The organism is Amycolatopsis sp. NPDC004169 (assembly GCF_040610315.1).
Classification (GTDB): domain Bacteria; phylum Actinomycetota; class Actinomycetes; order Mycobacteriales; family Pseudonocardiaceae; genus Amycolatopsis.
The window spans coordinates 15,181-40,206 of record NZ_JBEXMD010000053.1; the positions used below are offsets into that span (position 1 = coordinate 15,181).

Consider the following 25,026-nt stretch of genomic DNA (forward strand, 5'->3'; position numbering starts at 1 on the left):
CGTAGGCTGCACCTCGTGAGCCAGCCGATCCTGATGACCGTCGACGACGATCCCGCCGTGTCCCGCTCGGTCGCCCGTGACCTGCGGCGCCGCTACGGCAAGGACTACCGCGTCATCCGCGCCGACTCCGGCCCGGACGCCCTCGACGCCCTGCGCGAGATCAAGCTGCGCGGCGACGCCGTCGCCGCCATCCTCGCCGACTACCGGATGCCGCAGATGGACGGGATCGCCTTCCTCGAGAAGGCGATGGACCTGTTCCCGCACGCCCGCCGCGCCCTGCTGACCGCCTACGCCGACACCGACGCCGCGATCCAGGCGATCAACGTCGTCGACGTCGACCACTACCTGCTCAAGCCGTGGGACCCGCCGGAGGAGAAGCTCTACCCGGTGATCGACGCGCTGGTCGAGACCTGGAAGGCGGTCGGGGACCGGCCGGTCGAGGAGGTCAAGCTCATCGGCCACCGCTACAACTCGCCCTCGTTCCACCTGCGCGACTTCCTCGCCCGCAACGCCGTCCCGTACCGCTGGTACTCGGTCGAGGACGACGAAGCCTGCCGGATCCTGCAGGCCGCCGAGGCCTCCGAGAAGGACATCCCGGTCGTCGTCACCCCGGACGGCACGGTGCTCAAGAACCCGTCCGGCAGCGAGATCGCCGACGCCGTCGGCCTGTCGACGCGCCCGGCGCAGGAGTTCTACGACCTCGTCGTGATCGGGGGCGGCCCGGCCGGGCTCGGTGCCGCCGTCTACGGGGCGTCCGAGGGCCTGCGCACGGTCCTCGTCGAGAAGAAGGCCACCGGCGGCCAGGCAGGCACCAGCTCCCGCATCGAGAACTACCTCGGCTTCCCCGACGGCGTCTCCGGTGCCCAGCTGACCGACCGGGCCCGGCGTCAGGCGCAGAAGTTCGGCGCCGAGGTGCTGACCGCGCGGGACGTCGTCGGCCTCGAAGCCCGCGGCTCCTCGCGGGTGGTCACCTTCGGCGACGGCAGCGAGATCGCCGCCCACTCGGTGATCCTGGCCAGCGGCGTCACCTACCGCGCCCTGGACGCGGAGGGCGTCGAAGAGCTCACCGGCCGTGGCGTCTACTACGGCTCGGCCGCGACCGAGGCCCCCGAGTGCAAGGGCGAGCACGTCTACATCGTCGGCGGCGCGAACTCCGCCGGCCAGGCCGCGGTGTTCTTCTCCCGGCACGCCAGCGACGTCACGATCCTGGTGCGCGGCGAGTCACTGGAAGCCTCGATGTCGCACTACCTGATCGAGCAGATCGCCGGCATCGAGAACATCCACGTCCGCACGCACACCACGGTCAAGCAGGTCCACGGCGACGGCCACCTCGAGCGGATCACGCTCTGCGAGAACGGCGTCACCGAAACCGTCGAGTCCGGCCACCTCTTCATCTTCATCGGCGCCGCCCCGCGCACCGACTGGCTCGGCGACGCCATCCACCGCGACGACCACGGCTTCGTCTGCACCGGCCCCGACCTGCTGTCCGCCGGGCAGCGGCCGGCCGGGTGGACCCTCGACCGTGATCCGCACTACCTCGAGTCGTCCATCCCCGGCGTGTTCGTGGCCGGTGACGTGCGGGCGCAGTCGGTCAAGCGGGTGGCGTCCGCGGTCGGCGAGGGTGCGATGGCCGTGACGCTGGTACACCGGTACCTGGAGGAACAATGAGCGCACTGCCGCGGGAAGAGCTTCGCGGCCTCTTCCTGTTCGAACACCTTTCCGAAGACCAGCTCGACTGGGTGGCCGCCAACGCCGTGCTCGAGGAGTACGAGGGCGACTCGACGATCATCAACGAGGGCGGCGAGGCGACCTGCTTCTACGTCCTGCTGAACGGCGCGATCCGGATGACGCGCCTGGTCAGCGGCACCGAGGTGGAGACCAACCGGTCCGACCAGCGCGGCGCCTACTTCGGCGCGACGCAGTTCTTCGTGCACCAGGAGGCGGAGCACACCTTCGGCACCACCGTGCGCGCGCTGTCCGACGTCACGCTGCTCGCGCTGCCGTCGAAGGAGTTCTCCGTCGAGTTCCGCAAGTGGTTCCCGATGGCGACCCACCTGCTGGAGGGCATGTACCTCGGCTGGCGCAACAGCGACACGGTGATCGGCTCGCGACGCCGGCTGCTGGCGCTGGGGGAGCTCTCGGCGGGCCTGACGCACGAGCTGAACAACCCGGCCGCGGCCGCGGTCCGGGCGACGTCCGCCCTGCGCGAACGCGTCGCCGGGATGCGCCACAAGCTCGCCTTCCTGGCCAAGAAGGACATCGAACCCGAGCTGCTCTACCAGCTCATCGACGTCCAGGAACGCCTGGTCAAGCAGGTCGCGCAGGCCGAGAAGCTGACGGCGATGCAGCAGGCCGACCGCGAGGACGAGATCACCGACTGGTTCGACGACCGCGGCATCGACGGCGGCTGGGACCTCGCCGACATCTACGTCCGCGCCGGGCTGACCACGGCCGACCTGGACCACGTCCTGGAGCAGGTCGGCGACACGTTCATCGACGGTGCCGTCCGCTGGCTCGCCTACGCGCTCGAGACCGAGATGCTGATGGGCGAGATCGAGGACTCCACCACCCGGATCTCCGCGCTGGTCGGCAAGGCCAAGCAGTACTCCCAGATGGACCGCGCGCCGCACCAGTGGGTCGACGTCCACGACGGCCTCGACTCCACGCTGGTGATGCTGTCCGGCAAGATCGGCGGCGGCATCCGGGTCGTCAAGGAGTACGACCGCAGCCTGCCCAAGATCCCGGCGTACCCGGCCGAGCTCAACCAGGTGTGGACGAACATCATCGACAACGCCATCGGCGCGATGAAGGGCGAAGGCACGCTCACGCTGCGGACGTGGGGCGAGAACGACCAGGTCCGCGTCGAGATCGGTGACACCGGCCCCGGCATCCCGGCGGACATCAAGCCGCGGATCTTCGAGCCGTTCTTCACGACCAAGCCGGTCGGCGAGGGCACCGGGCTGGGCCTGGACATCTCGTGGAAGATCGTCGTCGAACGGCACCAGGGTGACCTGCGCGTCGAATCCGAGCCCGGGAACACCCGGTTCGAGGTCTGCCTGCCGACGGTCGAGCAGGCCTCGCTCTGATGGCTTCCGTCCCGACGGTCACGACCGAACTCGGGGCGCTGGTCGGGCTGGCGGGCGACGGTGTCCGCGTCTGGCGCGGGATCCCGTACGCCCGCCCGCCCGTCGGCGAGCTGCGGTGGAAGGCACCGCAGCCGCCTGCTCTGTCCGGTGGCGTGCACGTGGCGACCGAGTACGGGCCGCACGCGATGCAGTCGCCGGACCCGATGAATCCGGCCGCGGTGTGCGACGAGGACTGCCTGTACCTCAACGTCTGCACGCCCGAAGGACCCGCGCCGGAAGGCGGCCGGCCGGTGCTGTTCTGGCTGCACGGCGGCGGCTACCGCGTGGGCCACGGCGAGCAGCTGGGCGACGGCGAGGAGTTCGCGCGCGCCGGGATCGTCGTGGTCACCGTCAACTACCGGCTCGGCTCGCTCGGCTTCCTGCACCTCGCCGGGATCTTCGGCTCCGCCGAACCGGACGCCGGTGTGTGCGGGTTCCTCGACCAGGTCGAGGCCCTGAAGTGGGTGCGGCGCAACATTTCCGCGTTCGGCGGCGACCCGGAGCGGATCACCGTCTACGGCGTCTCGGCGGGTGCGAAGAGCGTCGGGAACCTGCTGGGCAGCCCGCTCGGCCGGGGCCTGTTCGCCCAGGCGATCAGCAGCAGCGGCGGCGCGGACCACGTGGCGACGCCGGAAGCCGGGACAGCGCTGGCCCGGCGGCTCCTGGACGAACTCGGCTGCCACGACCTGGAGGCGCTGCGGGCGTTGCCGGCGAAGGAGTTCGTCGAGGCGCAAGAACGGATCCTCACCGGTTTCCAGGCGCTGTGGCTGTGGCGCCCGACCCTGCACCCCAGCGTGCTGCCGGAGGTGCCGATCGAGCCGATCCGGCGGGGGAGTGCGGCGGGGATCCCGCTGCTGGTCGGCTGCAACAGCAACGAAGGCAGCACGTACGCGCTGATGCTCGGCGAAGACGTCGCGACGGCGCCGGCTTCCGGGGTGCTTTCCGGCATTCTCGGTGACGAAGGTGCTTCGCATCTCCTCGAGACGTACCTTCGCCGCGTCCCCGATCTGAAGTCCGCCAAGATCGCCGCGATGGGCGACGAACGCTACGGCATCCCGACGCAGCGGCTCGCCGACGCGCAGTCCGCGCACGCGCCCGTCTACCGCTACCGCATCGACATCGCGGCGCCCGGCGTGCCCGAGCAGCTCGACGGCGGCCACGGCACCGAGACGACGATGGCGTGGAAGACCCCGCTGCCGCTGGCCTCGCAGGGGTCCGCCGTGAACCCGGCGCGCGAGCGGGCGGCGCTGCTGATCCACCGCGCCTGGGTGCGGTTCATCCGCGACGGCGTCGCCGACGCGGACGGCCCCGAGTGGCCGCCGTACGGCCCCGAGCTGCGGCCGGTGCTGGTGTTCCGGGAGGACACCGACCTGGTGCTCGACCCCCGCGCCGACGAGCGGAAAGCCTGGGGTGACACGGAATGGGCGTCCGGGACCTGGTTCCCGGTCACCTGAGGACCGGTTTACCGTTGTGGGTGATGATGTTCGAACGCGCGTTCGAGTACGTTGGCTGTCATGGACGCGAACCGAGTTTCGGCAAAGTCAGGGTCACCGCTGCGGTGGTCAACCAGCTCAGCAGATCGGCGAGGGGAATGCGGGAAAGCCGTTCCGGCCACTCTTCCGCGACGGTGTGGAGCACGAGTTCGCCGTGCCGGGGTGCCACCTTCGTCAGGGTCAGCCCCGGCGGGAGTTCCGGCAGCGGCAACACGATGGGGTGAAAGCGTTTCGGCGGGCGTAGTTCCCGCTGTCCGATGTGGAGGGTCCGTGGGTGGAGCACGACGGCGTCGTCCTCCACCCGGGCTTCCAGGGAAAGGTGGCCCCAGTGGGGTTTCCTGGCCCAGTGGATCCGGAGCAGTCCGTTGTCCGCCGGCGCGGCCACGATCCCGGGCCGGACCTGTGCCACCCGTTCGCGGAGCAGGTCGGCGGAGACGGCGATCCGCAGGTCCACGCGAGCCGGCTTGGCGGCGGGAGTGGGGAGCGAGCGCAGGCGGACATCTTCGGCGAGCACGGTGACCCGCCGCAGCGGAATGCGGCCCCCTCCGGACTCGGGCCAGTCGACATCCTCGGCAACGATGCGCACGTCGCCGAGCCGTCCGGTGGCCAGCCGAAGACTGTCGGCGGGGTAATGGAGCTCGGCGAGGGTCAGGCCGACCTCCCGGTCCCCGACCTTGGTGGTCAGCCGCCGCCCGACAAGCTGTTCGGTGACGGTCCGCGCGAGGGCAGCGGGCGTGACGGGGACGTTCGGAAGAAGCGAACGCCCGGCAGCAGCCAGCCCGGCCAGCTCGGGCCAGGGTGACCAGCCGTCGAACCACCTGCCGTCGCTCATCGGTCCAGTGTCGCCGAAGGCGGGGACGGATGCCGGAAGGAGGCCACAAAAGGGTCGTTCCTCACTTAGCGGCGATAGCCCGGGTGGTTGCTGGAATCCTGTCGGTCGTGTCGCGGTTTCAGCTGGTCTTGGCCGGCGACGGCACCTGGGACACCGTGGTGCAGCGCCTGCTCGCCGACGCGGAGGCGGCCGGTTTGGTCGACTGGTCGGTGTCGGTGGATTCCACGATCGCGCAGGCGCATCAGCACGCCACGAACATCACCCGCGCCACAGGGGGCTTGGTCGAACTACGCGGATCTGCTGAGCGAGCCGCTTGATCACGCGATTGGCCGCTCCCGCGGCGGGTGGAGCACCAAAGTGCACTATCTCGTCGATGGGAATGGCCGACCGCTGGTGACGTTGGTCGGGCCCACTCAAGCCGGCGGCGTGCCGATGTCCCCGTACTTGATGCGGCATCTGCACGTCGCTCGCCGCGGACGCAGTCGCGGTCGACCGTGTCCGCGGCGACAAGGCGTACTTCCTCCAGAGCGATCCGCGGACATTTGCGCGACCGCGGCATCGCCGCCGTGATTCCCGCGGCGGTCGCAACGCCGTCGAACGACAGTTCAACCTGCTCAAACAGTGGCGCAGCCTGGCCACTCGCTACGACAAACTCGCCATCGTCGACCGAGCAGCGGTTGTCCTGCACGCGGTGATCACCTGGACCAAAGGGTTGTCAGACACGCCTTAGCGGCGATAGTTCGGGTGGTTGATGGTTTAGCCGTCGCAGACGATGGCCGGACAGGATCCTTCGCACCGTGGAGCGGCTCATCCCGGGTAGGTACGCGATCTGTGCGGGCTTCCACCTGCGGATAGCCCGGATCTCGAGGACTCGCTATTCGGTTTGCGTTGTGTCCGAGCCGAATTAGCGTGCAGGCGACTGGCCCGGTCGGTGTCCTCGGCCACGTATCGGGTGTGGCGGTTGGGATCATGGAGGGGATTTGCTCAGGTCACGAGTACCTGCAGGGCAGCGGGTGTGGCTGCTGCAGTCCCACCTGGGTTCCGGCGTTCCCGCCAAGCGGCAGCGGTCCGGCGGCGCGGTACTCGCCGCGCATCGTCGAATTACGGGTGGTAGGAGTCGGCTGGGTGCGCCTTTCGGGCAACAGATGCTCCGCGGCAGCGGTCCGGCGGCGAGCCGTTTCTCCCGCGGTCGCACCCGATCGAGCGGCGCACGCCGGCCGGCACCGACCTACCGGCAGCCAAGTGGTGAGCCGCCTGCCGCCGCTGGAGGGGGCAGCGACAGCAGGCGGCAGCACTGAGGGCGGCGTCGCCCGTCGGTCACCGGCCCGCGAAGCGGGCGATGATGCCGGTGACGACCAGCCAGAACACCGCGGCCAGGCCGTAGTCGAGGATCACGGCGAGGCTGGGGCTGTCCACCGGGAACAAACCGGGCCAGAACAACGCGAGAGGAACCGCCAGTGACTTGATGAACTGGAAGAAGGCGTTGCCGGCGTTCGCACCCGCGAGCACCATGATCATGTAGAGAACTTCGATCCCCGCGAAGATCGCGCCGATCGCCGTGATGACCCGCACGGCCGTGTTCCGTCTGGTAGTGGTTCGCCAAGGAGACATGCCGCGAAAATTCCCGGATCGGGTGACAGATCAAACGCTCCAGACGCAAGATTGCGCCGTTCGGCCGCTCCCGGTTGCTCTCCGCCGCCCACCCGGCACGCGGGGTGACCAGCCCGCCCTGGCTGTGATGTCCAGGGAGTTGAGGTGACTGGTGACGGCCCTGTCGTGCAGACAGGTGAAGGCCTCCGGATGTGAAGTGGAGCTGCCGAGGAACCACATCACCTGGGGGAGGCTCGGCCAAGACCGCGCCCCGCGCTGGTGCGGGCGATCGCGGGGTTGCGGTGGCGGCATCGGCTGGGCGCGGGCCAGCTCGGCGGCCGGCGCAGACCATTGCCGGATCGAACGCTTCCACCGCACTCTGGCCGAGGGGTGGGCCTACGCCCGGTTCTACCCGTCCGAGGCCCTGCGGCGAGCGGCGCTGCCGGGCCGGCTGCACTTCTACAATCACCGCCGACCCCACAGCTCAATCGGCGGCAAGCCGCCGGTCACCCGCCTGACCAACACACCTAACCGAGCAGCCGGGCAATCGCCCAGTCCTGCACAGCGAGCCCGACGGACTTGAACACCGTTCGCCCACCCACCACCGGAGGCCGACACAGAGCCGAACCCAGCTCGATCAGCTCACCGCGCTCAAGGAAACCGGCGTCGACGGCGTGGATCACCTCGCCCGCCTCGGCCAGCGCCGCCTCGGCCTGATCCACCACCACGCACCCCGCGGTGGTCAGCAACTCCGCGGGCAACTCCCGCATGGACGGCAGGTACGACCCGATCGCGTTGACGTGCACCCGTTCCGGCAAGTCCTCGACACCGAAGAGAGGAGTACTCGATGAAGTAGCGCAACAGACGATCTCCGCATCGGCCACCGCATCCGCGGCGCTCGAAGCCACCCGCACCACCACGTCCGGGAACTCGCCTCCCAGCCGCCCGGCCAACGCCGAAGCGCGCGCGGGAGACCGGCCGAACACCGCCAGCCGGCGGACCGGGCGCACGGCCGCCACGGCACGCACCTGGTCGGCCGCCTGGGCGCCGGTGCCGAGCAACGCCAAGCGGCTCGCCTCGGGCGGGGCGAGCAGGCCCGTGGCCACGCCGGACACCGCGCCGGTGCGCAGCGTCGTGACCTCGACGGCGTCGGCGACCACCTGACCGGCCGCGGTGTTCCACACCAGCGTCCCGAGGATCATCGGCGTCCGGCCGGGGGCCAGGTTGAGCGTCTTCACCACCGTCGTCGACGTCGGCGTGTGGCAGGCGCTCATCACCAGCGTCGTGCCGCCCGCGAACGACAACCGTTGCGGCACCACGAAACGGCCGGCGGCGAGGTCGAGGAACGCCTCTCGCACCGCGTTCACGGCGGCGGTCATCGGCACCGCCGCGCGGACGGCGTGGGCGTCGAGCATGCGCGGCCCCTCCGGTGTCGGGTCTGCCGCTAGCCTGGCGGGATGGCCGAGACCGTGCAAGAGGACCGGCGGTTCCTCCGTGACGACTGGTACGGGGAGGAGATCAGCGGGCGGCACTACGCGCGGTGTGCGTTCCACGAGGTCGACTTCTCGGAGGCGGTCACGCGGAACGCGGTCTTCACCGACTGCGTCTTCGGCAACGTGCGCTTCAACGCGTCCCGGCATACGGACTCGGCGTTCACCGGCTGCTCTTTCCGGCGGTGCACCTTCTTCGACGCCGAATTCACCGGGTGCAAGCTCGTCGGCGCCACGTTCACCGAGTGCGAGCTGCGGCCGCTGCGGGTCACCGGCGGGGACTGGTCGTTCGCCGGGCTGGCGGGGGCCGACCTGCGGGCCGTCACCTTCCAGGGCGTCCGGATGCGCGAGGCCGACCTCACCGGGGCGAACTGCGCCGGCGCGGTGTTCGCCGACGTCGACCTGTCCGGGGCGTCGCTGCACGCCGTCAAGCTGGCGAAAGCCGAGCTGCGGGGCAGTGACCTCTCCGCGCTCGACCCGCTGGACGCCGAGCTGGCCGGGGCGATCGTGTCACCCGAACAGGCTGCGGTGCTCGTCACGTCGCTGGGGCTGCACGTCCGGGCGTAGGCTCGTCGCGATCGGGAAGGGAGAGCCGCATGGGTGTCGTGACTCCGGGGTTCCAGGGCCGGGCGCGCAGCGGCAACCCGCGGCTGCCACCCGGGCAGTACCTGGCTGAGGACTTCCCGGTGCTGTCGGCGGGCCCGACCCCGCGCGTGCGCACCGAGACGTGGGAGTTCACCGTCACCACCGAGACGGGCGAGAAGCACACCTGGAGCTGGGCCGAGCTGATGGCCCTGCCCAGCGAGAAGCCCACAGTGGACATCCACTGCGTCACCCAGTGGTCCAAACTGGACACCCGCTGGCGCGGCGTCTCGGTCGACACGCTGGTCGGCGGGCTCGCCACCGAGGCCGACTACGTCATGGTGCACGCCTACGGCGGGTACACGACGAACCTGCCGCTCGCCGACCTGCTGGACGGCCAGGCGTGGGTCGCCTACGAGTACGGCGGGAAGCCGCTGACCCCCGAGCACGGCGGTCCGGCGCGGCTGCTCGTGCCGCACCTGTACTTCTGGAAGTCCGCGAAGTGGGTGCGCGGGCTGGAGCTGAAGACCCGGGACGAGCCGGGCTTCTGGGAGAACGCCGGCTACCACGACTACGGGGATCCATGGCGCGAACAGCGGTATCAGGGCGACTAGCCTGGCGGGTCGCCCGCCTGGCCGAATTCCGCGATGAGACGCCGACGGCGCGCACGCTCGTCTTCGACGTGCCCGGGTGGCCCGGGCACCTGGCCGGCCAGCACGTCGACGTCCGGCTCACCGCCGCCGACGGCTACCGCGCGCAGCGCAGCTACTCCCTCGCGGCGCCCGCGGACGGCGACCGGATCGAGCTGACGGTGCAGCGCGTCGCCGACGGCGAGGTGTCCGAGCACCTCACCGGGCCGTACGCGATCGGCGACCCGGTCGAGATCCGCGGCCCGATCGGCGGCTGGTTCGCCTGGCGGCCCACGGACCCGGCCCCGGTCCTGCTGGTCGCGGGCGGCTCGGGCATCGTCCCCCTGATGGCGATGGTCCGCGCCCGCCGGGCGGCGGGCGTCCGCACGCCGTTCAAGCTGATCTACTCCCTGCGCACCCCGGCCGAGCTGTACTACGCGGACGAGCTGCGCACTCCGGTGGCGGGCTTGGACGTCACCTACGTCTACACGCGCGAGCTGCCCGAAGGCCGTCCGGGCCTCCCGCGCCGCATCGACGTGGCGACGATCAACACGGCGGGCTGGCCGGCGGAGTTCGGCGCGTCCTGTTTCGTCTGCGGCCCGACGGGCTTCGTGGAGACGGTGGCCGACATCCTGGTCGCCCTCGGCCACGACCCGCACCGCATCCGCACGGAACGCTTCGGGCCCAGCCGCGACTGAATGCCCCACAGGCATCCGATGACTAGGTGAGATCTAGCCCCGCTGAGCGGGACTTTATCGACATCCCGCGGCAAGAGATCCTATCTTTGGCCCATGCTGACCAAGTGGGGCTCGACGCGGCGCCGCACCGTGGTGACCGTTCTCCTCGGCGCGGGCGCCCTGCTCGCCACATCCGGGCCGGTGGCCGCGGCCACCGCCGATCAGGACGTCTACGTCTCGCCCGGCGGCTCCGACCGGGCCTCCGGCGCCGCCGCCCATCCCGTCCGGACCCTCGACCGCGCCCGCGACCTCGTGCGGCAACGCGCACCGCACCTCACCCGGGACCTCACCGTCCACCTCGCGCCCGGCGTCTTCCGGCTGGCCGCCCCGCTGCGGCTCGATGCGCGGGACTCCGGCGGCAACGGCCACCGCGTCATCTGGCAGGGCAGCGGTGACACCGAGCTGAACGGCGGCGTGCGCGTCACCGGCTGGCGGCCGGTGGCGGGCCGTCCGGGCCTGTTCGCCGCGCCCGCGCCCGCCGGGCTGGACAACACGCGGCAGCTCTACGTCGACGGCGTCCGCGAGCAACGCGCCCGCGGCCCGCTGCCGGTGACCGTCAAGGCCACCGCGACCGGCTACACCGCCGACGCCGACACGCTCGCGCACTGGCGCAACCCCAAGGACGTCGAGTTCGTGTACGTCTCGGGCGAGGCGCTGTGGAACGTCCAGCGCGACGGCCTCGGCCAGTGGACCGAACCGCGCTGCCCGCTCGCCGCCGCCGAGGGCGCGACGATCACCATGGCGAACCCGTGCTGGGACAACTCGACGAGACGCGTGCTGTTCCCCGACATCCCCGGCCGCAGCGTCAACATGGTCGGGCCGGCCGACCTCACCAACGGACGCCACCCCACCTACGCCGAGAACGCCTTCGAGCTGCTCGACACCCCGGGCGAGTGGTACCTCGACCGGTCCGCCCACGTCGTCTACTACCTGCCGAGGCCCGGGCAGGACCTGCGTCGCGCGGACGTCGAAGTCCCGGTGCTGGAAAAACTCCTCGACGCGAAGGGCACGGCCGCCGCGCCGATCCACGACGTCGCCTTCCGCGGCCTGCGCTACTCCTACGCGACCTGGCTGACGCCGTCGTCGCCCGAAGGGTTCTCGGAAATCCAGGCGGGCTACACGATCACCGGCGCCGACGGCTGGGCCGTGCAGGGGCTCTGCCAGTTCGTCCCCGGCGGCACCTGCCCGTACGCGTCGTGGACGCGGGAGCCGGCCAACGTCTCCGTCTCGCACGGCCGCGGCATCGAATTCGCCGACAGCGTCTTCGCCCACCTCGGCGGCGCCGGGCTGGACCTGATCGACGGCACCAAGGAATCCCGGGTGCGCGGCGACGTCTTCACCGACATCTCCGGCAACGGCGTGCAGATCGGCGGCGTCGACAAACCGGTCACCGACACCGACGCCGACGTCGTCCGGGACGTCCAGGTCACCGACAACCACCTCTACGGCCTGCCGCGCGAATTCCACGGCGGCGTGCCGATCGTCAACGGCTACACGATCCGGAACACCATCGCCCACAACCAGATCGACCACGTCGGCTACTCGGCGATCTCGGTCGGCTGGGGCGGCTGGCCGGACAAGATCAAGCGCCCGGCGACGCCGAACCTGTCGCACGACAACGTGATCACGGACAACCTGATCTTCGACTACATGCAGATGCTCGACGACGGCGGCGGCGTGTACACCCAGGGCATCACGGGCAGTTCCCTGGACGACGGCGAGAAGGTCACCGGCAACGTGATCCACGGCCAGTGGGGGCTCGGCAAGGGCGTCTACACGGACAACGGCAACACGTACGAGACGATCCGCGGCAACGTCCTCTACGACATGGCGTACTTCAACGTCGGAACGGTCCACGTCGACTACCGGGACGACCTGGGCAACAACGACCCGACGCTGACCGAGGGCAACTACTGGCAGCAGGGCGACCGCGACAAGACGGACAAGGGCGCGATCACCCGCGGAAACCACCTGCTCCCGAACCCGGCGGCGGCACCGAAGGAGATCGTCGCGAACGCGGGCCTCGAACCGCCCTACCGAGCCTTGCTCATGCGCCGAATCGGTGGCCAGGCCCCCGCCGAGGCACCATCGCGAGTGGGAACGTTCGCGGTGGCGGGCAAGCTGTACGCCACGTGGAACCCGACGTTCGCCTTCAACAACGCACCGGTGACGCAATACGTGCTAACGGCATCGGGCGGCGGCAAAACCCACACGACGACGATTTCCGCCGCCGACTTCGCCAAGCGCGCGTACGCGGAAGTGCCGGGCCTGACGGACGGAACGCCGTACACGGTGACGGTCGCAGCGCGCAACGCGTACGGAACGAGCGAGCCATCACTACCGGCGGCCCCGGTGACCCCGGGCCCGAAAACGGCGGTGCTGCCGGGAATCCCGACGAGCGCCCGAGCACTGCCGAGCACAACGGCGGCCGCAATCCGCTGGAACCCCCCGGCGGTGGTGGGCGACACCCCGGTCCTGGCGTACGTGATCACGGTTTCCGACGGCCGCACGATCCGCGTGGAGGGCCGCGACGCCCTGGTGACCCAGCCCACGGTCAAGGGAATGACCAGGGTGCTGGACAACCTGAAGCCGGCAACGGACTACACGTTCACGGTCGCGGCCATCACGGCAACGGGAACCGGCCCAGCGGCAACGTTCACGGCCACAACGGCAGCGGCCTGACCCGAGCGGCCCTCGTTGTCCACAACCGACCTGCGGTGTGGACAACAAGGCCCGCTCACCCTTGTTCCCCGGCTTTTCGTCGCCCGCCGCCGATAGACTGGAACCGGGGGGCGCCCCCATGTGGTGGTCAAGCCGCAGCAGGGGCTTGAGTCGGCTCGGAATGCGTTAGTGGGTGCCGTTGCGAAGCATGGCGTGGAGGACGTCGCGGCGGCAGGCCAGGCAGATCAGCGCGGCGTGGTGCCGGCGCGACTGAGCATGCATGGAGCTCAGCCGATCGGGTGAAGCCTCGTTCTCGGGGTAAACCGACTTCCGTTTCCGGCGTGAACCACTCGCCGGACGTACCCCAGCGAGAGGAACGCGCATGACCAGGCTCAGCAGGACTGCAGTACGGCTCAGGGCCGCCACGGTCTGCGGAATCGCCGCGATTTCGATGGTCACCGGGGCGGGCGTCGCGTCGGCGACCAACCCCAGCGACGCGCCGCCCGGGTACGCCGGTCCGTTCTCGTACTGCAAGGGCAGCCGGTACGACTCCATTCCGCTGGGAAACGGCCACGCGTACATCGACATCTGGCGGTCCGCCGAGGGCAGCGGCACCTTGTGCGCGATGACCTACGACGTCCAGGAAGGCCGTCACGCCATGGCGGTCTACATCCGCCGCGAAGACTGGAAGACGGACTGGTACGACCTCGGCAATTACGACAGGTACGCCGGGGCCATCTACGTGGGCGGCACCGAAATCCACTGCGCGTACATCTCGGGGTGGGTGAACGTCGATGGCCAGTACTACAACGGCGGGGGTGAGAAGAAAATCTGTTCCTGATCGCCCGCTCCCGGTGCGCGGAGCTGGGGGCGCCCCGGGCGCGACGAACCTAAGTCGCGTCCGGGCGGGAAAGCAGCTCCCGCAGCGTTGCCAGCAGCTCGCGCCGGTCCGCCGCCCCGAGCTTCCCCCGGATCCGGGCCATGTGGTGCTCCACCGTCTTGCCCGAAATGAACAGCTTGCTGCCCGCCTGCTTGTACGTCAGCCCGTCCACCACCAGCCGGGCCACTTCCAGCTCTCGCTCGCTCAACGCCGCCAGCCCCGTGCCCGACGCCGGCTCCGGGGACGTCCCCGGCTCGCGGCGGGCCGCCGGGCCCTGGAACTGGCGGGCCGCCTCCAGCAGCTGGACCATCGCCTTGCGATCGGACGTGCGGATCGCCGCCTGGCCGGCCAAGCGGGCCGCGTCCCAGCGGAGGCCCAGGTCGTGGAGCTCCGCCGCCGCCGCCGTTATGGCGTCCGGGTCGAACGTGCCGCTCAACACCGCCAGCCAGCCCTGGGCCGCCGTGGCCAGGGCTCGCGGGTGGCGGCCGCAGTGGGCGTGGGTGGTCAACGTGGCCAAGTGGGCCTTGACCGCGTCCGCGTCCTCCAGCGTGATCGCCGCGTGGAGCTCGTGCCAGACCAGTGACACCGTCCACAGTGGAGGCTCGCCGAGGCGGGCCAGCAGGCCGTGGGCGCGCTCGAACTGTCCGGAAAGCTTGGCGAACGCGCCGGTGCGGGCCGCCGCGATCGCCAGCTCGCCCAGGGGCAGCAACGTGAACAGGTCCGTCTGCTGCCGCATCGACGCCTGGTACGCGCGGTTCCACGACCGCTGCAGCCCCACCAGGTCACTGGCCCGCCGGGCCAGCCCGAGCTCCAGGGTCGCGAAGAACAGCTCGTCGCGTGCTTCCAAAGACCGGCCCGCCACGGCGTTGCGGTGCTCCGCCGCCGCGGCCAGGTCGCCCGCCGTCATCGCGACCCAGCCCAGCAGGAGCCGGTGGCGCGCGGCCAGGAGGTCGCCGCCCGTTCCGCCGTCCAGCGCCCTGGTGAGCACGGACTCCGCCAGCGCCAGCTCGCCGGTGTGCACGGCGACCAGCGCGGCCAGCGCCGCCGGGCTGTCCGGCAGCAGCATCCCGCCGAGCGCCGGCTCCAGCATCGCGGCCGCGCCGAGCAGGGTCGACAACGTCTCCGTCGCGCAGCCGGACACCGAATCCACGATGCCGCGGGCCATCCGGGTGGCCGCGCCGGCGAACAACGTCGGCGCCACCCCCGGCGTGGGGGAGTCGAGCAGCCGCCGGGCGCCCTCGATGTCGCCCGTGCCGACCAGTGCCGTCGCCGAGAACGCGTCCGCGCGGCCCGCCCAGTGGTACAGCTCCGCGCTGCGGGCCAGCTCGCCGCGGTGCGTCAGCACCGTGGCCGCGATTTCCGCGCCCGCCGCCCGGGTTTCCGCGTCGGCCGCGCCGAGCATCCCGTCGCCGAGGCGCAACGCCGTGTCGAGGTCGCCGGACAACGCCGCCGCGCGCGCCCAGCCCGCGGTGACGGCCGGGGACCGGTCGCCCGCTTCGGCGGCGGCTTCGAACAGCTGCGCCGCCAGCCGGGCGTCCGCGGGCAGCGCTTCGCCCGCCGCCGCGGCGAACGCGGCCGCCGCCGACGCGCCGGAACTGCCCGTGCCGAGCAGGGACCGGGCCAGGTCGAGCACCGGGAGGCCGTTCGCCAGCTGCAGCTCGACCAGCCGCTGCACCGTCGTCAGCCGCCGCGCGGGTGGTCCGAAGTCGCGGACGGCGGCCGCGGCCAGCGGCAGCAGCGTGTCGTCGGGGGCGAGCAGGCCGGTCGCGCGGGCGCCTTCGACGATGGACGGCAGCTGGTCGGGGCGCCGGTCGAGCAACGCGCACAACAGGTCGAGGTTGCGCCCGGCACCGGCTTCGGCCGCGATCAGGTAGCGCAGGACGTCGTCGTCGAGCTCGTCGAGCTCGGGCCGGAACTCCTCCAGCCGCCCGCGCAGCGCGCGCTCGGCCAGCCGCGGCACCCCGCCGCTGCGGGCGTGCAGCTCGGCGGCGGCCGCGGGGTCGGCAGGCGCCCCCGTCACCGTGGCCATCAGCCGCGCCACTTCTTCGACGCCGAGCGGGCCGAGCTGCAGCAGCGTCCAGCCGGGCGCCACCGCGGCCGGCCGGTGCGCGACGACGATCGGGCCGTCCGCGCCGGCGAGCAGCTCCTCGAGCTGGTCGGGGCCGAGCCGGTCGGCGTCGTCGACGAGCACGGCGTCGACCCCGGCTTCGCGGTAACGGCGGTCCAGCGCGGCGAGCAGCACGCTCTTGCCGTACCCGCCGGGGGCCACGACGGCGACCCGCAGGGGAGCGCCCGGCTCGGCGGCGATGCGGTCGAGCAGCTGCCGGGCCACCGGGTGCACGGGGACGGTGTGCGGCGCGGGGACCTGCGTGAGCAGTGTGTTCAACAGTGACCTTCCCCGGAGGGGACGCAGTGGGTGGGGGCGGGGGCCGGGGTGGGACCGGCGGTGGCTTCGCGGGCGGTGACGGTGATCACGACGGCCGAGACCGCCGCGGCGAGCACCAGTACCGCGGCGGCGAGGGGGCGCCGCCGCCGGAAGAGGGTGAGCGGGCCGGTGCGCTCGGGCAGCTCGAACGGCGTGATCTCGACCGGCGGCCGGGGCGGCCGCTCGCCGAGCTCACCGAGCGTGTCCACCTTGGGCAGCAAGGTGGTTTCGACGGGGGGCGGCTCCTGCGGCGTCCCGCGGCCCTCGGCGCGCAGCGCCGCGAGGGCGGCCGCACCGAGCGCGGCGGTCGCCGGCGGAACCGGTCCCGCGAACACCGGGCACGGCGGCCGGGCCGGCAGTGCGTGCGGCGGGACGTCGCCGCAGAACACCACGCCGGCCAGCCCCTTGGGGGACGTCGAGGCCGCTCCGGCGAGCGCGAACAGCGTGCTCAGCGCGGCGGCCGGGGCCACGCCTTCGGCGGTCTGGCCGGGCTGCCAGCCGCCGGCGCCGCTCGCCGTCGCCAGCGTCACGTTCACGCCGTCGGTGCCGAACTCGCACACGCCGGCGACCTGGGCGCCGGGACCGGGGACGGGCAGGTGCGCGCCGAGCGCGGCGACCGAGCCGGGGACCAGCGTCACCGCGGTGAACCCGGCCTCGGCCAGTGCCCGGCGCAGCACGTCACGGCGGTAGCCGCCCCAGTCGCCGGGGTGGGTCAGCACCAGGTGCTGCGGGGGCCCGCCGAACAGGTTCGCGGCGTGCTCGGCGATCCCCTCGACGAGCACGGTGGTGAGCGTTTCGGGCGGGAACGGCTCGCCTTCGACGAGCACCGGCACGTCGTCGCCGATCCGCCGGTGGAAGCCGGTGAGCAGCCGGGACGGGACTTGGGCGCCGGCCTGCGCGGCCGCGTCCCCGGTCAGCAGGTACCCCTCGTCGTCGAGGAACAGCGCGGACGCCGCGGCCGGGGACCGTTCGCCCAGCCAGAGGGGTTCGGGCTCGCTCCAGCCGGGGCCCTGTCGGCGGCAGGTGGCGGCGTGGGTCCGGCCCTGGGCCACATCGATCCCGAGGACGTAGGGCAACGGCGCTTTCCTCCTCACCTCGTGGCGGCCGATCGGGGGCACGGAATCCCCCTAGGGTTCGGGGCATCCTCACCCAAACGGGTTAGTCAGGCAAGGGTCTGGAGGGATTTAACCCAACTGAGCGCGTCTCGGATGAGCCCCTAACTCCCTAACGATGACATATCGATCCCCTATCGGCTGACCGGACCGCGACTCGGAGTGATCCCCGATGTGCGCTGGGGGACGGTCTCCCTACCTTGATGACGGAGCAGCGGTCCCTGCGGTCGCTGCCGTCCCCCGAACCACCGGACCAGGAGAAACTCCATGGAATCCGTGCAGACGTTGCACGACTTCGCCCTGAACCTGCTCAACGACCCGACCGCCCTGGCGGCCTTCGGGACGGACCCGCAGGGCGCCCTCGCTGCCGCCGGCCTCGGCGACGTCAGCGCCGCCGACGTGCACGAGGTCCTCCCGCTGGTGCTCGACTACGTGCCGGTCGACAGCCTCCCGGCCGTGGGCGGCCTCCCCGTCGTCGGCGACCTGTCCCCGGTCGGCACCGACGCCCCGGGCATCCAGGGCGCGATCGACCAGCTCACCGCCCTCACCGCGGGCCTCGGCCTGCCGGCCACCTCGGACCTGCCGGGCGTGGGCGACCTGACCGGCGAGCTGCCGGGCGTCGGCGGCCTCGGCCTCCCGGCCGTCGGCGACGTCACGCACACCGTCACCACCGTGACCGACGTCACCAACACCGCCGCCGGCGTCACCGCGCTGGCCGGCAACGCGACCGGCGCCTTCGGCGTGGCGGGCGACCTCGGCTCGAGCCTGGACGCGGTCCAGGTGGCCGGCAACCTCGCGTACTCGGTCACCGACGTCAACCACAGCGCCGCCGTCGGCGCCGTCGGCGAGGTCAGCCACCTCGGCGAGAGCGTGCTGGGCAACGTCTCCAACAACGCGACCGCCCCGGTCTACGAGGCCACCTCGCACGTCGGCGACGTCAGCGGCGACCTGACCCACACCGTGAACTCGGTCGTGGGCAACGTCGGCGACTTCTCCGGCATCCTCAAGGGCGCGGGCGACCTCGACGTCAAGCACGTCACCGGCGAGGTTGCCGGCGCCGTCCACGGCCTCGGTGACGTCACCACCACCGTGACCTCCGCCACCGGCATCAGCGCCGACCACAACACCGTCGGCAACGTCGGTGAGCTGGCCTCGGGCAACGGCACGGCCGTCCACGACGTGGTGTCCGACGTCGCCGACGTCAGCCACAACGCCCTGGGCAACCTGCACCTTGGCGACATCGCCTCGGGCAACGACATCCACATCGGGCACTGATCCCCGAACCGGTCACCGGTGCCCGTCCCGCGGTCTGGGTGCAGCCGCGGGACGGGCACCCGGTGTGCGTACGGGGAGTGAACCGGGGACACTCGTCCATCGTGACCGCACCGGCTTGGCTCGAAGTGCTCAACGAGACGCTGGACGCGTGCCGCACGCACGGCCGCGCCGATCTCGCCGAGCGCCTGCGCAGACGCCGGGACGCCCCGCCGGGGCAGATCCGGCTCGGCGTGCTCGGTTTTCCCAAACAGGGCAAGGGTTACCTGCTCAACGCGGTGCTGAACGCGCCGGTGTGCGCGGTCGGCGACGCCGCGACGCCCGCCGTTCCCACCGAAATCGCCTACTCGCCCGAACCCGCCGCGACCCTGGTCGGCCGCTCCCGCGAACGGATCCCGGTCGCGGTCGAACGGCTCACCGGCGAGCTCGGCGCCCGGCCGGCCGGCACGCTCAGCCGCGTCGAAGTCGGCGTGCCGCGCGAACTCCTCTCGGCCGGCCTCGTCCTGGTCGACACCCCGCCCGTCGGTGACCCGCGGTCACCGCGCACGGCCGCGGCGCTGGACCTGCTCGCCGAAGCCGACGCGGTGATCCTCGTCTCCGACGCGACCGCGCCGCTGAGCGCCGCCGAACTCGCCCTCGCCCGGCACGTGCGGACCTGGTGCCCGCACGTCGTGCTGGCGCTCACGAAGATCGACGCCTCCCCCGGGTGGCGCGCGGTCGCCGAGCGCAACCGCGCGATGCTCGCCGAGGCCGGGATCGATGCGCCCGTCCTGCCCGTTTCGGCCGTGGTGCGCCAGGCCGCGGCGAAGACCGGTGACGCGGAACTCAACGCGCGCTCCGGTTTCCCGGAACTGCTGGCCTGGATCGCCGAGCAGGCCGCGCGCCCGCCCGAGCAGTCCCGCGCGCTGCTGGCCGCGGTGGGCGTGCGCGCCGCCGCGGCCGAGCTGGTGGAGTCCCTGCGCGACCGCATCGACACCGTCGCCCAGGACGCCGGGCTCGGCCAGGCCGCGCTGCTGCAGCGGGCCCAGCGCCGCGCCGACGACCTGCGCCGGCAGAACACCCGGTGGCAGAACCTGCTGTCCGACGAAATCACCGACCTGCTGTCCGACGCCGAGTACGACCTGCGCGAGCGGACCCGCAAGATCGTCACCACCATCGACAAGACCTTCGACGAAGGAGACCCGGCGAAGGTGTGGGACGACTTCGCGCCCTGGCTGGACAACGCGCTGGCCGAGGCGGTCGACGTCAACTACACGTGGCTGGCCGACCGGGCGGAGTGGATCGCGCAGGCGGTCGCGGCGTGCTTCGGCGCCCAGTACGACCGGGCGCTGCCCGACCTGCGGCTCGACGGCTCCGGCGTGGAGCACCTCGACGACGTCGGGCGGCCGAAGATCGAGAAGTTCAAGATCGGCCAGCAGGCCTTCACCGGCCTGCGCGGCTCCTACGGCGGCGTGCTGATGTTCGGCCTGGTCACCAGCCTCGCCGGGCTGCCGCTGATCAACCCGGTCTCGATCGGGGCCGGCGCGGCCTTCGCCGCCAAGACGATCAAGGACGAAGGCGGGATGCGGCTGCAGCGGCGGCAGGCCGTCGCCAAGCAGGCGGCGCAGCGGCACGTCGACGACGTCTTCCTCAAATTCAGCAAGGAATGCCGTGACGCCGTCCGCGTCGTCCAGCGGCGCCTGCGCGACCACTTCACCGGGCTGGCCGAAGAACTCGCCGACGAGCTGACGCGCGAACGCGAGACGATCCTGGCCGGCACCGCCGAGCGCGAACGCCGGACCGGGCACATCCGCCGTGAAATCGACCGGCTCGCCGCGCTGCACCAGCGCGCGGGCGAACTCGGCACGATCGCCGGACGGCAGCAGCGGCGGGAGCTTTCGGCGTGACCCAGGACGTCCGCGACCTGCTGCACGCCGCGACCGGGCTCTACCGGGACGACCCGCGGGCTTCGGCGGTGCTGCTCGACTGCCTGAACCGGCTGGAGCAGCCGCTGCGCGTCGCGTTCACGGGGGCGCCGTCCTCGGGGAAGACGACGCTCGCCGCCGCGCTGGGCGAGTGGCCGACGCGCGCGTTGCGCGATCTGGTGCTGCTCGACGACCCTGGTCCGGCCGACGACGTCCCGGACGCGACGGTCCGGCTGGTCCGCCACCTCGAGCCGGACGAGCTCGCCGCGGCGCACCCGCCGGGCGGCTCGGCGTTCGCCCGGCAGAGCGCGGTGAACTCGGTGCTGGTGCTGTCGCGGGCCGACGAGGTCGGTGCGGGCCGGATCGACGCACTGCTCACCGCGAAGCAGCTCGCGCGCCGCGCGTGGCGGGAAGACCCGCTGTGCACCGGGTTCCTCGGCGTGATCGCCGTCGCCGGGCAGCTCGCGTACGGCGGCCGGTCGTTGCGCGACGACGAGTTCGACCTCTTGGCGGCCTTCGCGGCGGTGCCGCGCGAAGAGCTCGAACGGCACGTGCTGTCGGTGGATTCGTTCACCGACCCGGCGTTCCCGGGCCCGATCCCGGTCGAGACGCGGCGCTCGCTGGTGGTGCGGTTCGGGATGTTCGGCGTCCGCCTGGCGCTCACGCTGATCCGCACCGGCTGCGACGACCGCGTCAAGCTCTCGGCGGAACTGGTGCGCCGCAGCGGGTTGGGCGAACTGCGGGACACCCTGGCCGGGTGCTTCGTCGCGCGGGCGGAGGCACTGCGGGCGCGCACGGCGATCATCCGGCTGGAGGCGCTCCTGGCGGCGCACCCCCGCCCGGGCGGCGACCGGCTGGTGTCCCGGGTGGAGCGGTTCGCCGCGGCCGCGCACGACTTCCGCGAGCTGCGGCTGATCGCCGACATCCGCGGCGGCCGGACCGCGCTGTCCGGCGAACCCGCGGAGGAGGCGGTCCGCCTGCTGGGCGCCCAGGGCACGGCCCCGGCCGACCGGCTCGGCCTGGAGCCGGACGCGGACCCGAACGAAATCTACGACGCGGGCTTGGACGCCCTGCGGCGCTGGCGCCACGAAGCCGAGCGCCCGGACCGCCCCCACGCCGAGCGCACGGCGGCGCACGTGGTGGTGCGGTCGGCCGAGGGCCTGCTCGCGCTGTTCGGCTAAAGGACGGCGGTCACCTCGATCTCGACGAGGTGCTCCGGCACGTCCAGCGCCGCGACGCCGATGAGCGTGGCGGGTGGCTTCGCCGTCGTCCCGATCTCGGCGCTGCCGCGGGCGATGCCGTCGAGCAGCGCGGGCATCTTTTCCGGCGTCCAGTCGACGACGTAGCAGGTCAGTTTCGCGACGTCGTCGAACGATCCGCCGGCCGCGGCCAAGGCGGCGGCGACGTTGACGTAGACCTGCTCGACCTGGTCGGCGAGGTCACCTCCGGTCTCCCAGGCGACTTGCCCGGCGATGTGGACGAGCTTCGTCCCTTCGGCGACGGCGACCTGGTGGTAGACGTCGACCTCGGGCAGCTCGGGCGCGTTCAGCAGGGTGACCGGCATCTTTCCTCCATGCTCTCTTGTGGTTACTCAGAAACCGTAGGAGAGTGTTGGACCATGCGGAAGAAGGCACTTTTCGGTGACGGGGTAACCAGATGGTGACCAAGCAGGACGCGGACCTCTCCCGCGCGGATTCCCTGGCGCGCGAGATCTTCTCGGATGTCGCCAACAAGTGGGCCTTCCTGATCATCGAGACCCTCGGCGAACGCACGCTGCGGTTCAGCGAGCTGCGCAACGAGGTCGCCGGCATCAGCCACAAGATGCTGACGCAGAACCTGCGCATGCTCGAGCGCAACGGACTGGTCGAGCGCGAGGTGCACCCGACCGTGCCCCCGCGCGTCGAGTACACGCTCACCCGGCCCGGGCAGGGGCTGCGCGCGACGGTCGACAGCATGTGCGGCTGGACCCAGCGGTTCATCGAGGACATCGAAGCCGCGCGGCACCGCTTCGACCGCTGACGGGGTCAGGAAAACACCGGTCGGCGGGCCGGTGTGCGACCGGTTGTCCGGTGTTGACGCCCGCCGGGGCGGCGGCGCACCATAGAGCGGTCTATGGTCCAGTGCCGGTCCGGAGGGAACGCCCATGCCCGAAGACGTCCGCCCGCGGATCCGGCTGTTCGGCGAGCTCCTGGCGCACTGGGCCCGGGAACGGCCCGCCGACACCGCCCTGATCTTCGGCGACCGGAGCTGGACCTGGGCGGAGTTCGACGAGCGGGTCCGGCGGCTGTCCGGGGCCCTCGCGGCCGCCGGCATCGGCCGGGGCGACCGGGTCGCGTTCGTCGACAAGAACCACCCCGCCTGTCTGGAGACGACCTTCGCCGCCGGCGCGCTCGGCGCGGCCGACGCGGTGGTGAACTGGCGGCTTTCCGGCGACGAACTCGCCTACGTGCTCAAGGACGCGGGCGCCAAGGTGGTCTTCGTCGGCGCCGAGCTGCGGCCCGCGCTCGACGCGATCCGCGACCGGCTGCCCGCCGTGGAGCGCGTGATCGTCGTCGGCGGGGACGCCGACGAGTACGAAGCCTTCCTGGCCTCCGGTGCGCCGCACCCCGGGTCCGATGTGGACACCGACGACGGCGTGCTGGTCATGTACACCAGCGGCACCACCGGCTTCCCGAAGGGCGCGGTGCTGACCCACCGCAGCGTCCTCGCGCACGGCCTGGCCGCCGGGACGGCGTTCCCGATCGGCCCCGGCGACGACAACCTGGTCGCGATGCCGCTGTTCCACGTCGGCGGCAGTTGTTACGCGGTGTCCGGGTTCCTCTACGGCGAACCGTCGTACCTGACCCGTGAGCCGGACGCGGCTTCGCTGTTCGCCGCGCTGCAGGCCGGGATCACGCATGCTTTCCTGGTGCCCGCCGTCGTGGCCGGGATCGCGCAGGCCGGCGAGGCGGCGCTCCAGGCGTTCTCCCGGCTCAAGTACCTCTGCTACGGCGCTTCGCCGATGCCGCTCCCGCTGCTGCGCACGGTGCTCGCCGCCTGGCCGGACGTGAAGTTTGCCCAGGTCTACGGCATGACCGAGCTTTCCGGCGCGGTCACCGCACTGGACCCCGAGGCGCACCGCGACGAGTCGCGCCCCGAACGGCTGGCCTCGGCGGGCACCGCACTGTCCGGAGTGGACATCCGGATCGTCGACCCGATCACCGAGGAGGACACCGCGGACGCCGAAGCCGGCGAGGTGTGGGTGCGCACCGAGCAGCGGATGGCGGGCTACCTCGGCAAGCCGGAGGCGACCGCGGAGACCATTGTGGACGGCTGGGTCCGCACCGGCGACGTCGGCCGCCTCGACGACGGCGGGTTCCTGTTCCTGGAAGACCGCGTCAAGGACATGATCATCACCGGCGGCGAGAACGTCTACTCGCCCGAGGTCGAGCGCGTGGTGGCGGAGTTCCCCGGCGTCGCCGAGGTGGCGGTGATCGGCGTGCCGGACGAGCGGTGGGGCGACCAGGTCAAGGCGGTGGTCGCGGGCGAGCAGCTCGACGCGGAGAAGATCGTGGAGTTCTGCCGCGAGCGCCTGGCGCACTACAAGTGCCCGCGCAGTGTCGACGTGGTGGACGCGCTGCCGCGCAACGCGACCGGCAAGATCCTCAAGCGTTCGCTGCGCGAGCCGTACTGGCGGGACCGGGACCGGAACGTCTGATGCCGACGACAACCCGGCACGCGTACTTCGAGGCGGCGCTGGACGTACTGGCACGGCACGGGTTCACCGAGCTGAACGTCGGCGCGCTGTGCCGCGGCCTCGGCGTCACGAGCGGCTCGTTCTACCACCACTTCGGTGGCTGGCCGGGGTTCGTGGCGCAGCTGCTGGACCACTGGGAGAACCGCCAGGTCCGCATCCTGCGGGAGCAGGGCTTCGGCACGGGCGGCCCTTCGGCGGATTTCGCGGCGCTGATGGATTTGACGCTCGGCCTCCCGCACGAGGCGGAGGCGGCGATCCGCGCGTGGGCCCGGAACGACGAAACGGTGCGCGCGGCGCAGAAGCGTGTGGACGACGCCCGATTGCGGACGGTGGGGAAGGCGGTGGAGGCGATCGTCGGCGACCGGGAGCTGGCCCGGACGTTGACGTCGTTGGGGATGGCGATGCTGGTGGGTCACCAGCAGCTGGCGTCGGCGGGGGAGCACGGTGAGCTGACGGAGCTGCTCGCGGAGTACACGCGGCTGGTCCATTCTCGCGGGGCGGTTGGCGAGTTGTGATGCCCGGGGACAGCACAAGCCGCCGATCACCCGGCTGATCGAC

21 protein-coding genes and 2 pseudogenes are annotated in these 25,026 nt (G+C 71.8%); 17 read left to right on the forward strand and 6 right to left on the reverse strand.

What is annotated here, in order from left to right:
- Positions 1 to 15 precede the first annotated feature (15 nt).
- From ABZX11_RS42320 to ABZX11_RS42330, 3 genes are read left to right on the forward strand one after another with little or no spacing between them, the layout of a single operon-like run.
- On the forward strand, positions 16 to 1,668 hold the full coding sequence (locus tag ABZX11_RS42320; RefSeq protein WP_176172588.1) for a response regulator: 1,653 nt from the start codon (positions 16 to 18) through the stop codon (positions 1,666 to 1,668).
- The gene (locus ABZX11_RS42325; RefSeq protein ID WP_176172587.1) at positions 1,665 to 3,086 is read left to right on the forward strand and encodes an ATP-binding protein; all 1,422 of its coding nucleotides are present in this window, start codon (positions 1,665 to 1,667) and stop codon (positions 3,084 to 3,086) included. The genes ABZX11_RS42320 and ABZX11_RS42325 overlap by 4 nt, the downstream gene beginning before the upstream one ends.
- Positions 3,086 to 4,579: a carboxylesterase family protein gene (locus ABZX11_RS42330; RefSeq protein ID WP_354924141.1), complete on the forward strand. Its 1,494-nt coding sequence runs from the start codon at positions 3,086 to 3,088 to the stop codon at positions 4,577 to 4,579. Before ABZX11_RS42325 ends, ABZX11_RS42330 begins: the two co-directional genes overlap by 1 nt.
- A gap of 58 nt (positions 4,580 to 4,637) precedes the next feature.
- Here the strand turns inward: ABZX11_RS42330 and ABZX11_RS42335 are convergent, their stop codons facing one another.
- Complete coding sequence (locus ABZX11_RS42335) at positions 4,638 to 5,450, reverse strand: LmeA family phospholipid-binding protein (protein WP_354924143.1); 813 nt, start codon at positions 5,448 to 5,450, stop codon at positions 4,638 to 4,640.
- A gap of 209 nt (positions 5,451 to 5,659) precedes the next feature.
- Between ABZX11_RS42335 and ABZX11_RS42340 the strand changes: the two are divergent.
- Positions 5,660 to 5,843, forward strand: a pseudogene (locus tag ABZX11_RS42340) (IS5/IS1182 family transposase); the annotation flags it as partial.
- Between the two features lie 61 nt (positions 5,844 to 5,904).
- Positions 5,905 to 6,180: a transposase gene (locus tag ABZX11_RS42345; RefSeq protein ID WP_354924202.1), complete on the forward strand. Its 276-nt coding sequence runs from the start codon at positions 5,905 to 5,907 to the stop codon at positions 6,178 to 6,180.
- A gap of 587 nt (positions 6,181 to 6,767) precedes the next feature.
- Here the strand turns inward: ABZX11_RS42345 and ABZX11_RS42350 are convergent.
- A complete protein-coding gene (locus tag ABZX11_RS42350) occupies positions 6,768 to 7,022 on the reverse strand; it encodes a hypothetical protein (protein ID WP_003083120.1) in 255 nt (84 codons plus the stop codon).
- A gap of 367 nt (positions 7,023 to 7,389) precedes the next feature.
- Between ABZX11_RS42350 and ABZX11_RS42355 the strand changes: the two are divergent.
- Positions 7,390 to 7,623, forward strand: a pseudogene (locus ABZX11_RS42355) (integrase core domain-containing protein); the annotation flags it as partial.
- On the opposite strand, the gene ABZX11_RS42360 reads toward ABZX11_RS42355, so the two are convergent.
- Entirely contained in the window at positions 7,568 to 8,455 is an 888-nt protein-coding gene (locus ABZX11_RS42360) for an ornithine cyclodeaminase family protein (protein ID WP_354924145.1), read from the reverse strand. The pseudogene ABZX11_RS42355 and the gene ABZX11_RS42360 overlap by 56 nt on opposite strands.
- A 42-nt stretch (positions 8,456 to 8,497) precedes the next feature.
- Here ABZX11_RS42360 and ABZX11_RS42365 point away from each other — a divergent pair, with 42 nt between their 5' ends.
- The 5 genes from ABZX11_RS42365 (at position 8,498) to ABZX11_RS42385 (ending at position 13,980) form a co-directional block, all read left to right on the forward strand.
- A complete protein-coding gene (locus ABZX11_RS42365) occupies positions 8,498 to 9,097 on the forward strand; it encodes a pentapeptide repeat-containing protein (RefSeq protein ID WP_354924147.1) in 600 nt (199 codons plus the stop codon).
- A gap of 29 nt (positions 9,098 to 9,126) precedes the next feature.
- Positions 9,127 to 9,726 (forward strand): sulfite oxidase-like oxidoreductase, encoded by a 600-nt coding sequence (locus ABZX11_RS42370; protein WP_176172580.1) that lies wholly within the window; start codon positions 9,127 to 9,129, stop codon positions 9,724 to 9,726.
- A complete protein-coding gene (locus tag ABZX11_RS42375) occupies positions 9,696 to 10,439 on the forward strand; it encodes a ferredoxin reductase (protein ID WP_354924149.1) in 744 nt (247 codons plus the stop codon). Before ABZX11_RS42370 ends, ABZX11_RS42375 begins: the two co-directional genes overlap by 31 nt.
- 93 nt (positions 10,440 to 10,532) lie before the next feature.
- Positions 10,533 to 13,160, forward strand: coding sequence for a fibronectin type III domain-containing protein (locus ABZX11_RS42380; protein WP_354924151.1), 2,628 nt, complete (start codon positions 10,533 to 10,535; stop codon positions 13,158 to 13,160).
- A 361-nt stretch (positions 13,161 to 13,521) separates the two neighbouring features.
- Complete coding sequence (locus ABZX11_RS42385) at positions 13,522 to 13,980, forward strand: hypothetical protein (RefSeq protein ID WP_354924153.1); 459 nt, start codon at positions 13,522 to 13,524, stop codon at positions 13,978 to 13,980.
- Between the two features lie 49 nt (positions 13,981 to 14,029).
- Here ABZX11_RS42385 and ABZX11_RS42390 read toward each other — a convergent pair whose 3' ends face one another.
- Together ABZX11_RS42390 and ABZX11_RS42395 are read right to left on the reverse strand one after the other, a co-directional pair.
- Positions 14,030 to 16,405, reverse strand: coding sequence for a helix-turn-helix transcriptional regulator (locus tag ABZX11_RS42390; protein ID WP_354924155.1), 2,376 nt, complete (start codon positions 16,403 to 16,405; stop codon positions 14,030 to 14,032).
- On the reverse strand, positions 16,402 to 17,520 hold the full coding sequence (locus ABZX11_RS42395; protein WP_354924157.1) for a molecular chaperone DnaK: 1,119 nt from the start codon (positions 17,518 to 17,520) through the stop codon (positions 16,402 to 16,404). Before ABZX11_RS42395 ends, ABZX11_RS42390 begins: the two co-directional genes overlap by 4 nt.
- 303 nt (positions 17,521 to 17,823) lie before the next feature.
- Between ABZX11_RS42395 and ABZX11_RS42400 the strand changes: the two genes are divergently transcribed.
- The 3 genes from ABZX11_RS42400 to ABZX11_RS42410 all read left to right on the forward strand — a co-directional run bounded on the left by ABZX11_RS42400 (position 17,824) and on the right by ABZX11_RS42410 (position 21,913).
- A complete protein-coding gene (locus ABZX11_RS42400) occupies positions 17,824 to 18,831 on the forward strand; it encodes an IniB N-terminal domain-containing protein (RefSeq protein ID WP_354924159.1) in 1,008 nt (335 codons plus the stop codon).
- A gap of 101 nt (positions 18,832 to 18,932) precedes the next feature.
- A complete protein-coding gene (locus ABZX11_RS42405) occupies positions 18,933 to 20,714 on the forward strand; it encodes an isoniazid inducible protein IniA (protein ID WP_354924161.1) in 1,782 nt (593 codons plus the stop codon).
- Complete coding sequence (locus ABZX11_RS42410) at positions 20,711 to 21,913, forward strand: GTPase (protein ID WP_176172573.1); 1,203 nt, start codon at positions 20,711 to 20,713, stop codon at positions 21,911 to 21,913. The genes ABZX11_RS42405 and ABZX11_RS42410 overlap by 4 nt, the downstream gene beginning before the upstream one ends.
- On the opposite strand, the gene ABZX11_RS42415 is transcribed toward ABZX11_RS42410, so the two are convergent.
- Complete coding sequence (locus tag ABZX11_RS42415; protein WP_176172572.1) at positions 21,910 to 22,296, reverse strand: RidA family protein; 387 nt, start codon at positions 22,294 to 22,296, stop codon at positions 21,910 to 21,912. The two genes, ABZX11_RS42410 and ABZX11_RS42415, sit on opposite strands and share 4 nt — an antisense overlap.
- 92 nt (positions 22,297 to 22,388) lie before the next feature.
- Between ABZX11_RS42415 and ABZX11_RS42420 the strand changes: the two genes are divergently transcribed.
- From ABZX11_RS42420 to ABZX11_RS42430, 3 genes are all read left to right on the forward strand, one after another.
- Positions 22,389 to 22,751, forward strand: a complete 363-nt coding sequence (locus ABZX11_RS42420) for a helix-turn-helix domain-containing protein (protein WP_176172571.1) — start codon at positions 22,389 to 22,391, stop codon at positions 22,749 to 22,751.
- Between the two features lie 124 nt (positions 22,752 to 22,875).
- Entirely contained in the window at positions 22,876 to 24,429 is a 1,554-nt protein-coding gene (locus ABZX11_RS42425) for a long-chain fatty acid--CoA ligase (RefSeq protein ID WP_354924164.1), read from the forward strand.
- Positions 24,429 to 24,983, forward strand: coding sequence for a TetR/AcrR family transcriptional regulator (locus ABZX11_RS42430; RefSeq protein ID WP_354924166.1), 555 nt, complete (start codon positions 24,429 to 24,431; stop codon positions 24,981 to 24,983). Before ABZX11_RS42425 ends, ABZX11_RS42430 begins: the two co-directional genes overlap by 1 nt.
- Positions 24,984 to 25,026 lie beyond the last annotated feature (43 nt).